The 12,592-nt window shown below is 57.3% G+C and carries 9 protein-coding genes and 2 pseudogenes; 7 read left to right on the plus strand and 4 right to left on the minus strand.

All coding sequences use genetic code 11. From position 1 onward, the window contains the following. Positions 1-33 precede the first annotated feature (33 nt). Positions 34-2,076 carry an oligopeptidase A gene (prlC, locus tag ACLEIV_RS07000; protein ID WP_410455931.1) on the minus strand — a complete coding sequence of 681 codons (2,043 nt, stop codon included), beginning with the start codon at positions 2,074-2,076 and terminating at the stop codon, positions 34-36. A 219-nt stretch (positions 2,077-2,295) separates the two neighbouring features. Here prlC and gorA point away from each other — a divergent pair, with 219 nt between their 5' ends. Together gorA and ACLEIV_RS07010 are read left to right on the plus strand one after the other, a co-directional pair. Beyond that, positions 2,296-3,648, plus strand: a complete 1,353-nt coding sequence (gorA, locus tag ACLEIV_RS07005) for a glutathione-disulfide reductase (protein ID WP_410455932.1) — start codon at positions 2,296-2,298, stop codon at positions 3,646-3,648. Positions 3,649-3,983: 335 nt separating this feature from the next. Beyond that, positions 3,984-4,439, plus strand: a complete 456-nt coding sequence (locus ACLEIV_RS07010) for an aminoacyl-tRNA deacylase (protein WP_410455933.1) — start codon at positions 3,984-3,986, stop codon at positions 4,437-4,439. A gap of 96 nt (positions 4,440-4,535) precedes the next feature. Here the strand turns inward: ACLEIV_RS07010 and ACLEIV_RS16870 are convergent. Beyond that, positions 4,536-4,697 (minus strand): annotated as a pseudogene (locus ACLEIV_RS16870) (FKBP-type peptidyl-prolyl cis-trans isomerase); the annotation flags it as partial. Positions 4,698-4,808: 111 nt separating this feature from the next. Beyond that, positions 4,809-5,015 (minus strand): annotated as a pseudogene (locus ACLEIV_RS16875) (FKBP-type peptidyl-prolyl cis-trans isomerase); the annotation flags it as partial. 431 nt (positions 5,016-5,446) lie between these two features. On the opposite strand from ACLEIV_RS16875, the gene phaR reads away from it, so the two are divergent. Next, positions 5,447-5,983: a polyhydroxyalkanoate synthesis repressor PhaR gene (phaR, locus tag ACLEIV_RS07020; protein WP_410455935.1), complete on the plus strand. Its 537-nt coding sequence runs from the start codon at positions 5,447-5,449 to the stop codon at positions 5,981-5,983. A 50-nt stretch (positions 5,984-6,033) separates the two neighbouring features. Here phaR and phaP read toward each other — a convergent pair whose 3' ends face one another. Beyond that, a complete protein-coding gene (gene phaP / locus ACLEIV_RS07025) occupies positions 6,034-6,684 on the minus strand; it encodes a TIGR01841 family phasin (RefSeq protein ID WP_410455936.1) in 651 nt (216 codons plus the stop codon). An 830-nt stretch (positions 6,685-7,514) separates the two neighbouring features. On the opposite strand from phaP, the gene gcl reads away from it, so the two are divergent. The 4 genes from gcl (at position 7,515) to ACLEIV_RS07045 (ending at position 12,544) form a co-directional block, all read left to right on the plus strand. Next, positions 7,515-9,290 carry a glyoxylate carboligase gene (gcl, locus tag ACLEIV_RS07030; protein WP_410455937.1) on the plus strand — a complete coding sequence of 592 codons (1,776 nt, stop codon included), beginning with the start codon at positions 7,515-7,517 and terminating at the stop codon, positions 9,288-9,290. Positions 9,291-9,358: 68 nt separating this feature from the next. Beyond that, entirely contained in the window at positions 9,359-10,141 is a 783-nt protein-coding gene (hyi, locus tag ACLEIV_RS07035; protein ID WP_410455938.1) for a hydroxypyruvate isomerase, read from the plus strand. Continuing rightward, positions 10,063-11,094 (plus strand): 2-hydroxy-3-oxopropionate reductase, encoded by a 1,032-nt coding sequence (locus ACLEIV_RS07040; RefSeq protein WP_477529385.1) that lies wholly within the window; start codon positions 10,063-10,065, stop codon positions 11,092-11,094. Before hyi ends, ACLEIV_RS07040 begins: the two co-directional genes overlap by 79 nt. 181 nt (positions 11,095-11,275) lie before the next feature. Continuing rightward, positions 11,276-12,544: a glycerate kinase type-2 family protein gene (locus tag ACLEIV_RS07045; protein WP_410455939.1), complete on the plus strand. Its 1,269-nt coding sequence runs from the start codon at positions 11,276-11,278 to the stop codon at positions 12,542-12,544. Positions 12,545-12,592: the final 48 nt, after the last annotated feature.

Genomic DNA, 12,592 nt, shown 5'->3' on the forward strand with positions numbered 1-12,592 from the left:
CGGCCGTAGCCACTTCGTTTCTCAGGTTCGGTTTCAGGCGCTGATCCCTGAGTGTCGCAACAGGGCATCGATTTTCGGTTCCCGACCGCGGAACTGCTTGAACAGCTCCATCGGCTCCTTGGACCCCCCCTGCTCCAGAATGGCATGCAGGAAGTCGCGTCCGGTCTTGGCCGAGAAGATCCCTTCTTCCTCGAAACGGGAGAAGGCATCGCTCGACAGCACCTCGGCCCACTTGTAGCTGTAGTAACCCGCCGCATAGCCACCGGCAAAAATATGGGCAAAGCTGTGCTGAAAGCGATTGAACGCCGGCGGCGGCAGTACCGATACGGTCTCGCGTACCTGGTTCAGAATTTGCTGCACCCGGCCCGGCTGACTGCCGTCGGCCGCCATGTGCAGGCGAAAATCGAACAGGGCAAATTCCAGCTGCCGCAGCATCATCAGCGCCGAGTGGAAGTTGCGCGCCGCCAGCATTCTTTCCAGCAAATCCGCCGGCAGCGGTTCACCGGTTTCATGATGACCGGAAATAAAGGCCAGCGCCTCGGGCTGCCAGCACCAGTTTTCCAGGAACTGACTGGGCAGTTCCACCGCATCCCAGGGCACACCGTTGATGCCGGCCACCCCGGCCACGTCCACCTTGGTCAGCATGTGGTGAATGCCGTGACCAAATTCGTGGAACAGGGTCTCGACTTCGTTGTGGGTAAAGAGCGCCGGGGTGTCGCCCACCGGGCCGTTGAAGTTGCAGGTAAGGTAGGCCACCGGCTTTTGCAGGCTGCCGTCTTCCCGATAGCGCCGGCCGATACAGTCGTCCATCCAGGCGCCGCCGCGTTTGTTGGCGCGGGCGTACAGGTCCAGATAGAAGCTGCCGCGCAGCTCGCCGTCGTCACCGAAAATGTCGAAGAAGCGCACGTCCGGATGCCACTCTTCCACCCCGAAACGCTCTACTACCTTGATGCCGAACAGCCGTTTCACGGTTTCGAACAGGCCCTGTATGACCTTGTGCGCGGGGAAGTAGGGCCGCAGCTCTTCGTCCGAAATGGTGTATTTATGCTGCTTGAGCTTTTCGCCGTAATAGGTGACGTCCCAGGCGTCAAGCTGCTCTACGCCATGATGCTCACGGGCAAAGTCGGCCAGCTCGGCCAGCTCGGCCTGACCCTGGGGATAAGAACGCTCGGCCAGTTGGTCGAGGAAGTCCAGCACCTGCTGTTCGTTTTCGGCCATCTTAGTGGTCAGAGAGAGCTGGGCATAATTTTCATAACCCAGCAGGGTAGCCAGCTCCTGCTTCAGCGCCAGGGTTTCCTCGATGATGGCGGTGTTGTCGAACTCGCCGGAATTGGGGCCCTGATCCGACGCCCGGGTGCAGTAGGCTCGATACAGCTCTTCACGCAGGGCGGCATCGTCCGCATACATCATCACCGGCAGATAAGAGGGAATGTCCAGGGTGAAAAGCCAGCCATCCAGCTCGCGGGCCTCGGCCTGAGCCCTGGCCGCCGCCAGCGCCGACTCTGGCAGACCGGCCAGCTGGTTTTTATCGGTAATCTGCCTGGTCCAGGCCTGGGTGGCATCCAGCACCCGGTTGGAGAAGCTGGATGCCAGATCCGACAGCCGGGACTTGATGGCGCCAAAGCGTTGTTTTTGTGACGCTTCCAGCGCGATACCGGACAGGCGAAAGTCACGCAGGGTGTTATTGACTTCTTTTTGCTGGGCCAGACTCAGTTTCTTGAAGCTGTCCCGCTCCGCCAGGCTCTGATAAGCCTCGAACAGGCCCTCGTGCTGGCCCATCCAGGTGTGATATTCGGACAGCAGCGGCAGACAGGACTCATAAGCCTGGCGCAGTTCGTCGCTGTTCAGCACGCTGTTGAGGTGGCTGACCGGTGACCAGATGCGACCGAGGCGATCATTCACCTCTTCCAGCGGCGCTACCAGGTTGTCCCAGGTGAAATCTTCGCCGCAGGCCAGCACGGTTTCGACCCGCTTCTTGCAGTCGGCAATGGCGTGTTCTACCGCCGGCTTTACCTGTTCCGGTTTGATCTGGCTGAACGGCGGCAGGCCGTCCATGGTCAGTAGCGGATTCGTCATGTCCTGTACCTCTTTATCGTTTTGGCCGTCGATTTGCCAACAGGCAATCGAGGGAATACCCCTAACATGGTGATAGTGGCGACAATGTTCAAGCTTTTCATGCATTCAGCGCCCTATCGGGCATCGAACCGGCTATTAAGTGACCGCCTCCCGTGATGAAACTTGGTGTACAATCGGCCGACAGCATTAATCGAACCCACTCATCCAGGGAGCAGACATATGGCACAGCATTTCGACTATATCGCCATCGGCGGCGGCAGCGGCGGTATCGCCTCCGCCAACCGTGCCGCCATGCACGGTAAAAAAGTAGCCTTGATTGAAGCCAAAGACCTGGGCGGCACCTGCGTCAACGTGGGCTGTGTGCCCAAGAAAGTGATGTGGCACGGCGCCCAGATTGCCGATGCGGTCAAACTTTATGCCGCCGATTACGGCTTCGATGTCGAGCTCAAAGGCCACGACTGGGCCAGGCTGGTCGAGAGCCGTCAGGCCTATATCGGTCGCATTCACCAGTCTTACGATCGGGTGCTGGGCAACAACAAGATCACCGTGCTCAAGGGCTTCGGCCGTTTCAAGGACGCCCACACCATAGAGGTGAACGGCGAAGAAGTCACCGCCGATCACATTTTGATCGCCACCGGTGGCGAGCCCATAGTGCCGCACATTCCCGGTGCCGAGCACGGCATCGACTCCAACGGCTTCTTCGAGCTGAACGAGCAACCCAGGCGCGTTGCCGTAGTCGGTGCCGGCTACATCGCCGTGGAGCTGGCCGGGGTGATGAACGCCCTGGGATCGGAAACCCACCTGCTGGTGCGCAAACACGCCCCGTTGCGTAACTTCGATCCGCTGCTCACCGACACCCTGGTCGAGGTGATGAACACCGAAGGCCCGCAACTGCACACCCATTCCGTGCCCAAGAGCGTAGAAAAACAGGCCGATGGCAGCCTGCTGCTGAACCTGGAGAACGGTGAGCAACTCGAAGTCGACTGCCTGATCTGGGCCATCGGCCGTCGTCCGCTGACCCAGGGTCTGAATCTCGGCGCCGCCGGCGTAACGGTGGATGAGCGTGGCTACATCAAGGTGGACGAGTTCCAGAACACCAGCGCCAAAGGCGTGTATGCCGTGGGTGACAACATCGGCTATGTAGAGTTGACCCCGGTAGCGGTAAAGGCCGGTCGCCAGCTGTCCGAACGGCTGTTCAACAACAAGCCCGACGCCAAGATGGACTATGACCTGATCCCGACCGTGGTCTTCAGCCATCCGCCCATCGGTACCCTGGGGCTGACCGAGCCCGAAGCCCGCGAGAAGCACGGCGACGACCAGGTGCAGGTATACACTTCGTCCTTTACCGCCATGTACACCGCCGTCACCAGCCACCGCCAGCCCTGCAAGATGAAGCTGGTGTGTGTGGGCGAGGATGAGAAGGTGGTGGGCATTCACGGCATCGGCTTCGGCATGGATGAAATTCTGCAAGGCTTCGCCGTCGCGGTGAAAATGGGCGCGACCAAGGCCGACTTCGACGCCTGCGTGGCCATACACCCGACCGGCGCCGAAGAATTCGTCACCATGAGGTAAGAAGTTGATATATAATGAAAAAGGCCGAGCCATTGCTCGGCCTTTTGGTTTGCTTTTATAACCAATGGCTCCATGCCGATGAGAGAGGCAGCTGGGATCACCTCAGCCGACCATCACATACCATGGCCAACAAATAATCCTGCCATGTTGGCATTCCCGCCATCCCTGGCGGTCAGATGGCATGTGTGAGCGTCACAGGGAACCTGCTTGAAGCGTATCGAAGAGGTTACCCAGCTGGCTCTCAGTACGCCATCAGGCTTTTTTGCTACACCACCGGCGTCCTCCTCGTGGCCTATACTTCAACCGCACTCAGCATCTGTCGAGGAGGATTTGTTATGCCGGCCCAACGATTACAGCAATACCTGGATCAACAGGGGGTCAAATATCGGATCATTACCCACTCTCCGGCGTTTACCGCACAGGATGTGGCCGAGGTTGCCCATGTGCCGGGCAGGGTGATGGCCAAGGTGGTGATGATGTCGCTGGATGGTCAGATGACCATGATAGTGGTGCCCGCGCCCAAGAGAGTCCATCCCGACAGCCTGGCCCAGGCGCTGTCGGCGCAGGAGGTGGCCTTTCTGCACGAGAACGACTTTCGCGAGACATTTCCCGACTGCGACGTCGGTGCCCTGCCCCCCTTCGGTAACCTGTATGAAATGCCGGTGTATATCGACAACGAATTCGCACATCAGGAAGAGATCGTCTTCAGTGCCGGCAGCTACCGTGAGCTGTTCAGCCTGTCCGTGAAAGACTATCTGAGACTGGTTCAGCCCAAACAGTTTGCCGAGTAGCCCAGGCGTATGCCGCAGCCAACAAAAAGGCCGAGCAACAGCTCGGCCTTTTTGTTTAGATTTTTTCTTACCGCTTACGGCTTAAAGCTGGTTTTAGTGGTGGTGACCACCTTCACCGTGGGCGTGGCCGTGGGCCAGTTCTTCTTCGGTGGCGGCACGTACGCTGACCACTTCCAGATCAAAATTCAGCGTTAAACCGGCCAAGGGGTGGTTCATATCCACGTCGGCCATAAACTTGCCAACCTTGGCTACCGTCACCTGACGCTCGCCCTGCTCGGTGTGCACCGTGGCCATCATGCCCGCTTTCCACTTCTTCGCACCCTGCAGATGCTTGACCGGTACACGCTGGATCATGTCGTCTCTGCGCTCGCCGTAACCTTCTTCCGGGGTCAGGGTGACGCTGAAGCTTTCGCCTTCTTCTTTACCGGTCAGCGCTTTTTCCAGGCCTTCCATCATGCCGTTATGGCCATGCAAATAGGCCAGCGGCGTGTTGCCGACGTTGGTGTCCAGTACCTGGCCGTCTTCACTTTTCAGGGTGTAGTTGAACTGTACTACGGTGTTGTCTGCAACTTGCATCTGATGTCCTGTCTGTATCGGGAAAATAACCGGCACAAATAATAACAGATGGTGCAGCCCGATTCAGTGCCAACAAGTACTCCTGCCATATGTTGGCATTCCCGCCATCCCTGCACGGTCAGATGTCATGTGCTGAGCGTCACAGGGGTGTGCTTGACGCGGATCGATGGAGCCGACTCTTTGTTCGAGACTGATATAACCATCAGCCCCCAAATTGAGCGCTGCCGGGAAACTCAGGAATACACTGCCTGCCTCCGCCCCCAAATTGAAAGCTGCCGGGAAACTCAGGAATACACTGCCTGCCTCCGCCCCCAAATTGAGAGCTGCCGGGAAACTCAGGAATACACTGCCTGCCTCCGCCCCCAAATTGAGAGCTGTCGGGGATTGGGATACACTGCCCATTAAACCAGCCCGCCGAGAATCAGTGTCGCATGTCAAAATCACAGGACAGTATCCGCATCATCAAGAAGTACCCCAACCGACGCCTGTACGACAGCCACACCAGCAGCCACGTCACCCTGGTCGATATTCGTCGGCTGGTGCAGGAAGAAGAACCCTTTCAGGTGATAGACGCCAAAAGCGGCGACGACATCACCCGCAGTATTCTGCTGCAGATCATTCAGGAAGCGGAAAGCGACGGCGATCCGATATTTTCCAGCGACATGCTGAAAAATATCATCCGTTTCTACGGGCCCTTTCAAGGGGTGCTTGGCAGCTACCTGGAAGAAAGCATTCAGTCGGTGATCGACATCCAGACCCAAACCGGCACCCAGTCGTCACAGGCCTGGACCGAGTTCATGCACAGCCAGGTGCCCATGATGCAGGACATGATGCGTCAGTACGTGGAGCAATCCCGCAGCCTCTATCTCAACACCCAGAACATGTTTGGTCTGTTCGGCGGCTTCAACAGCAGCGACAACAAGGGCGATACAGGTAAAAAAGACGAAAAAAAAGACGATAAGGAATAGTTCTTATCGTCTTGAACGAGATAACCGCTGTTATTTATCGTTATCGTTACTTAGTTGGCTTTGGCTGAACCACGTGCGTTTTTCGCATTGTTGTTGGCATTGCTTGCGTGCTGCGCGGCGGCATTGGTCGCGGCGCTAATTCCTTTCTCGGCAGCTTCTGCTACCTGTTTGGCGGCCTTTTCGGACTGCTCTGCTGCCTGTTTGACCGCCTTGTCGGTGATCTCGGCGGCTTCTTTGGCCGCTTTTTGTGCCTGATCATAGGCTTCGTTGGCACTGTTTACCGCCGTCTTCAGCGCAGCAACCGCAGATTCGCTACCAGCGGGGGCATTGCCGGCCAGTTGCTCAATCACTTCATTTAACTGCTGGCTGCCGGCGGCAATCTGCTGCTCGGTAAACTGACCAAGCTGCTGCTGGCTATCGGTCAGCAGGGCCAGTACTTCGCGATTGAAGGCCAGGTGACGATCCAGAATGGCGGTGGGGCTGAAGAAAGCGCTTTGCAGCTCACACAGATCCTTGATGTCACGTACCGCCAGCAGCTTGCCGGCATAATCAAACTGAGCGGCACCCAGTTCGGCCACTGAATCCTGCTGCAACTTACCCAGCTTGGTAGCGCTGGCAACCAGGTTGTTGGTCAGACCCTGTACCAGGTTCAGGTTGGTTTGCTGGATGTTTTGCAGTTTTTCAAAATCGAACAATGACATTATTTATCTCCTGAAGAATGGGGTGGCTCTAGGCCCGGTACGCCAGCAAGAAAAACATCATCACTCCACTTTCTTGGCCTCGGCGCACATCACCAATACTGCACCGCACAAAAATGTTTTACAAGATCTTTTTTGTGCGCCGCAAAATTAACGCAAGTACCCTGTCAATTCCACTGACAACGCCAGAGTATCACCGTGACAGATGACCGCAGCATGACAGGGGGTTTCGACAGGCTAGACCAGTCAGACGAATCTATCCATTCGATTAAGTTGCAACATGATGACGGCCGGCAAACATCGCTTGTCAGCACCTGGCGCGCACAAGCCGCCAAAAGCAGACTAGACTGAAAAAGCTTGGCTCACGGCTTTCTGTGGCATTGCACAAGATTGGCATGACCATGATTACAGCAAATAACAAAGAAATTGTTCACACAGCTGTAATCAAAACTGTACCAGATGTTTGTTTGGTAATATTATTGTTACCACCCGTGCGCCGGTGGCATTTTCACTCCCGGCTTATTATGGCCACGCGGCCGCAGATAGAACTTGGGCTCCATTGTGTTCAGATATCGGTGGCTCAGCAATAAACTCCTTTAAAAACAAAAAATAACTACCTGGTAACCAGGTGCGATAACAGGAAAATCCGTTCCAACAATTTCCATATTGTAAAAATCATTTCCAAAAACATGTTGATCGTCACAGTTTTTTTTGTATCATCAAGCTAAGGGTTACGTGGTTGTTAACCGCCCTCACCAGGCGGAACTACGTGCCGCATATCATGGACAACCAACAACGGTGCCGAGAGCACCTCAGATGAATGGATACCGATTATGGCTAAAATGAAAGCAATCGAGGCAGTCGCCAAAATCCTTGAGCTGGAAGGTGTAACTAAAGCCTTTGGCGTTCCCGGCGCCGCGATCAACCCCTTCTACGCAGCACTGCGTGGCCTGGGCACTATCGACCACGTACTGGCCCGCCACGTTGAAGGCGCGTCTCACATGGCCGAAGGCTATACCCGAGCCAACCCGGGCAACATCGGTCTGTGTATCGGTACTTCCGGCCCTGCCGGCACCGACATGATCACCGGCCTGTACTCCGCTTCTGCCGACTCTATTCCCATTCTGTGCATCACCGGCCAGGCGCCGCGTGCTCGTATGCACAAGGAAGACTTCCAGGCCGTAGACATCGAGTCTATCGCCAAGCCGGTATGTAAGTGGGCCGTCACTGTAATGGAGCCGGCTCAGCTGCCAGGTACCTTCCAGCAGGCATTCCACATCATGCGCTCCGGCCGTCCCGGTCCCGTGCTGATCGACATGCCGTTCGACGTACAGATGGCCGAAATCGAATTCGATGCCGAAGCCTACCAGCCGATGACGCCCTACAAGCCGGCCGCGACTCGCATTCAGGTAGAAAAAGCGCTGACCATGCTGAACGAAGCCGACAAGCCGCTGCTGGTTTCCGGTGGTGGTGTTATCAACGCCAACGCCGATGCCCAGCTGACCGAGTTTGCCGAGCTGGTTAACGTACCCGTTATCCCGACGCTGATGGGCTGGGGTACCATTCCCGACGATCACGAGCTGATGGCGGGTATGTGTGGTCTGCAGACTTCACACCGCTACGGTAACGCCAACGTACTGGCTTCCGATTTCGTACTGGGCATCGGTAACCGTTGGGCCAACCGTCACACCGGTTCCGTTGACGTTTACACCAAGGGCCGCAAGTTCGTCCACGTAGACATAGAGCCGACTCAGATTGGTCGTGTATTCGGTCCGGATCTGGGCATCGTATCCGACGCCGGCGCCGCTCTGGATCTGTTCCTGGAAGTTGCCAAGGAATGGAAAGCCGCAGGCAAGCTGAAAGATCGCAGCGCCTGGGTTGCCGAGTGTCAGGAGCGCAAGCGCACCCTGCAGCGCAAGACCCACTACGAAAACACCCCGGTCAAGCCGCAGCGTGTTTACGAAGAAATGAACAAGGCCTTCGGTCGCGACACCACCTATGTGTCCACCATAGGTCTGTCTCAAATCGCCGCCGCCCAGTTCCTGCACGTGTACAAGGCACGTAACTGGATCAACTGTGGCCAGGCCGGCCCCCTGGGTTGGACCATTCCTGCCGCTCTGGGTGTGGTTGCTGCAGAACCCGGCCGCCAGGTTGTTGCCCTGTCAGGCGACTACGACTTCCAGTTCATGATCGAAGAACTGGCCGTTGGCGCCCAGTTCAAACTGCCGTACATCCATGTACTGGTCAACAACTCCTACCTGGGGTTGATCCGTCAGGCACAGCGTGGCTTCGACATGGACTTCTGTGTTCAGCTGTCGTTCGAAAACATCAACGCGCCGGAGCTGGGCGAGTACGGTGTTGACCACAAGGCCGTAGTTGAAGGTCTGGGTTGTAAGGCCATCCGCGTATTCAAGCCGGAAGAAATTGCTCCTGCCCTGGAAGAAGCCAAGAAACTGATGGCCGAATTCTCGGTACCGGTAGTGGTTGAAGTTATCCTCGAGCGCGTAACCAACATCTCCATGGGTGTTGAAATCGACGCCATCAACGAGTTTGAAGAACTGGCCGAAAAGGGTGCCGATGCACCGACCGCCATCTCCCTGCTCGACTGATAGTGATATAAAGCCCGGCCGCCCAGGCCGGGTTTGTTCTTGCCCCCAACTGAACAAAGGACATCGCAATGCCGAAATTAGCTGCCAACCTGTCGATGCTGTTTACCGAAGTCGACTTTCTGGATCGTTTCGACGCCGCCGCCAAAGCCGGCTTCAAGGGTGTTGAATACCTGTTTCCCTATGACTTCTCTGCGGAAGAGATCAAGGCCAGGCTGGATACCAACGACCTGACCCAGGTGCTGTTCAACCTGCCTGCCGGTGACTGGAACGCTGGTGAGCGCGGTATCGCCTGTCACCCGGATCGGGTAGAAGAATTCAAGGCCGGTGTCGACAAGGCCATTGCCTACGCCAAGGTACTGGGCAACACCCAGATCAACTGCCTGGCCGGTATTCAGCCTGTCGGCGTGTCTTATGACGACGCCGAAGCGACCTTCGTTGCCAACCTGAAGTTTGCTGCCGACAAGCTGGAAGCCGCGGGCATCAAGCTGATTGCCGAAGCGATCAACACCCGTGACATCCCCGGCTTCTTCCTGAACAACAGCCGTCAGGCGCTGGATATCATCGAGAAAGTCGGTTCCGACAACCTGGCCTTCCAGTATGACATCTACCATATGCAGATCATGGAAGGGGACATCATCCCGACCATCGAGAAGAACCTCGGCATCATCAACCACATTCAGCTGGCCGACAACCCGGGTCGTCACGAGCCGGGCACAGGCGAGCTGAACTACCACAACATCTTCGCCTTCCTGGACAAGGTTGGTTATGAAGGTTGGGTAGGCGCCGAATACAAACCGGCCACCACCACCGAAGAAGGTCTGGGCTGGTTGAAGACCCACGGCGTAGTCTGAGTCTCGAATATCTAATTTCTCCTGGCGTCGGTATTGCCGGCGCCGCAAGACAAGAGGAAAAGAACATGAAAATTGGTTTTATCGGTACCGGTATCATGGGCAAGCCCATGGCGCAGAACTTGCAAAAAGCGGGTCATACCCTGTATTTCTCCGAGCATTACAACAAGGCTCCGGCCGATCTGCTGGGTGACAACGGCATTGCGCTGGCCACTCCGGCTGCCGTTGCTCAGGAAGCAGAAGTCATCATCACCATGGTGCCCAACACTCCTCAGGTTGAAGAAGTACTGTTCGGTGCCAACGGCGTTGCCGAAGGCCTGGCCGCCGGCAAGATCGTGGTCGACATGTCTTCCATCTCGCCGATCGCCACCAAAGAAATCGCCAAGCGTGTGAACGAAACCGGCGCCGACTTCCTGGATGCTCCGGTATCCGGTGGTGAAGTGGGTGCCATCAACGCCACTCTGACCATCATGGTTGGTGGCGAGCAGTCCGTGTTCGACAAGATCAAGCCGCTGTTCGACGCCATGGGCAAGAACATCACCCTGGTCGGTGGTAACGGCGACGGCCAGACCACCAAGGTTGCCAACCAGATCATCGTAGCGCTGAACATCGAAGCCGTTGCCGAAGCTCTGGTATTCGCCTCCAAGGCCGGTGCCGATCCTGCCAAGGTGCGTGAAGCACTGATGGGCGGTTTTGCTTCTTCCAAGATCCTGGAAGTACACGGCGAGCGTATGGTCAAGGGCACCTTCGACCCGGGCTTCCGTATTGCATTGCACCAGAAAGATCTGAACCTGGCTCTGACCGGCGCGCGCGAACTGGGTGTATCTCTGCCCAACACCGCCGGTGCTCAGGAACTGTTCAATACCTGTAACGCGCTGGGCGGTGCCGGTTGGGATCACTCTGGTATGGTCAAGGCGCTGGAACACCTGGCCAACCACAACATTCGGGGCGAGTAAGCCTGTTACCGGTTCGCGACGTTTAGGCTTCAGTCGCGAACCGGTCTGAATCGGGGCAGGCATCGGCAAGCGCAGACTTTCACTCAGGGGGCTTTGTGTTAGATCCTGACTGCCGGTTGTGCTGCCCCACCTATTACATCAGCATTAAACAAAGACAGCTGTTTTTTCAGGAGTATTTGCAATGGATATCCACCCCAAGGAGTTGTTACAGCAGTTATTCAACAGCGCCGTTGCCGCCGCCCTGCCCAAGGGTAACCTGGCCGAATACCTGCCCAAGAATACTCGTCAAAAAGCCGTTGTCATCGGTGCCGGCAAAGCCGCCGCATCCATGGCCGCCGAACTGGACGCCATCTGGGAAGGCGAACTGTCCGGTATGGTCGTGACCCGCTACGATCACGGTGCACCGTGTGAGCGCATCGAAATCATCGAAGCCGCCCACCCGGTACCGGACGATGCCGGTGAGCGCGTCGGTCGCCGCATGCTGGAGCTGGTCTCCGCCCTCGGCGAGGACGATCTGGTTATCTGCCTGCTGTCCGGCGGCGGTTCCTCGTTGCTGAGCCTGCCGGCGCCGGGCATGACCCTGTCCGACAAGCAGTCCATCAACAAGGCACTGCTCAAGTCCGGCGCCGCCATCGATGAAATGAACTGCGTGCGCAAGCATCTGTCCGGCATCAAGGGTGGCCGCCTGGCTGCGGCGACCTACCCGGCCCGTTTGATTGCCCTCGGCATCTCCGATGTACCCGGCGACGAACCGACCGTGATCGCCTCCGGCCCCACGGTGGCGGACCCAACCACTTCCGCTCAGGCCCTGTCCATCCTCGACAGCTACGGCATCGAAGTGGGCGAGCACGTACGCAGCTGGTTGCAGAATCCGGAGTCCGAAACCGTCAAGCCCGGCGACGAGCGCCTGAGCAAGGCAGAGTTCCACATGATTGCCACCCCGCAGGATGCGCTGGACGCCGCCGCCGCCAAGGCTCGCGAGCTCAATATTACCCCGCTGGTACTGGGTGACTGCATCGAAGGCGAGTCACGCGAAGTGGCCAAGGTTCACGCCGCCATCGCCAAACAGATCCAGAAGTGTGGCCAGCCGATTCCGGCGCCCTGCGTGATTTTGTCCGGCGGTGAAACCACGGTGACCATCAAGGGCAACGGCCGCGGCGGACGCAACAGCGAATTCACCCTGAGCCTGTTCAACGAACTGAAAGGTCAGGCCGGCATTTACGCCCTGGCGGCCGACACCGACGGCATCGACGGCGTGGAAGACAACGCCGGCGCCATGATCACTCCCGAGCTGTTCGCCCAGGCGGAAGCGGCCGGACTGAAAGCAGAAGACTATCTGGCCAACAACGACAGCTACTCTTTCTTCCATCAGCTGAACGCCCTGGTAGAAACCGGCCCGACCCGCACCAACGTCAACGACTTCCGCGCCATTCTGGTGCTGCCAAAGTAAGACGATAGCACCGGGCGAGACATTTCATATCCGAGGCCAGCCACCGTG

This window comes from Oceanisphaera submarina (assembly GCF_046521305.1).
Lineage (GTDB): Bacteria > Pseudomonadota > Gammaproteobacteria > Enterobacterales > Aeromonadaceae > Oceanimonas > Oceanimonas submarina.

What these genes read in the sequence shown, in the direction of transcription:
- prlC (WP_410455931.1), bottom strand. Translation starts at nt 2,076, where the DNA reads ATGACGAATCCGCTACTGACCATGGACGGCCTGCCGCCGTTCAGCCAG.
- gorA (WP_410455932.1), top strand. Translation starts at nt 2,296, where the DNA reads ATGGCACAGCATTTCGACTATATCGCCATCGGCGGCGGCAGCGGCGGT.
- ACLEIV_RS07010 (WP_410455933.1), top strand. Translation starts at nt 3,984, where the DNA reads ATGCCGGCCCAACGATTACAGCAATACCTGGATCAACAGGGGGTCAAA.
- phaR (WP_410455935.1), top strand. Translation starts at nt 5,447, where the DNA reads ATGTCAAAATCACAGGACAGTATCCGCATCATCAAGAAGTACCCCAAC.
- phaP (WP_410455936.1), bottom strand. Translation starts at nt 6,684, where the DNA reads ATGTCATTGTTCGATTTTGAAAAACTGCAAAACATCCAGCAAACCAAC.
- gcl (WP_410455937.1), top strand. Translation starts at nt 7,515, where the DNA reads ATGGCTAAAATGAAAGCAATCGAGGCAGTCGCCAAAATCCTTGAGCTG.
- hyi (WP_410455938.1), top strand. Translation starts at nt 9,359, where the DNA reads ATGCCGAAATTAGCTGCCAACCTGTCGATGCTGTTTACCGAAGTCGAC.
- ACLEIV_RS07045 (WP_410455939.1), top strand. Translation starts at nt 11,276, where the DNA reads ATGGATATCCACCCCAAGGAGTTGTTACAGCAGTTATTCAACAGCGCC.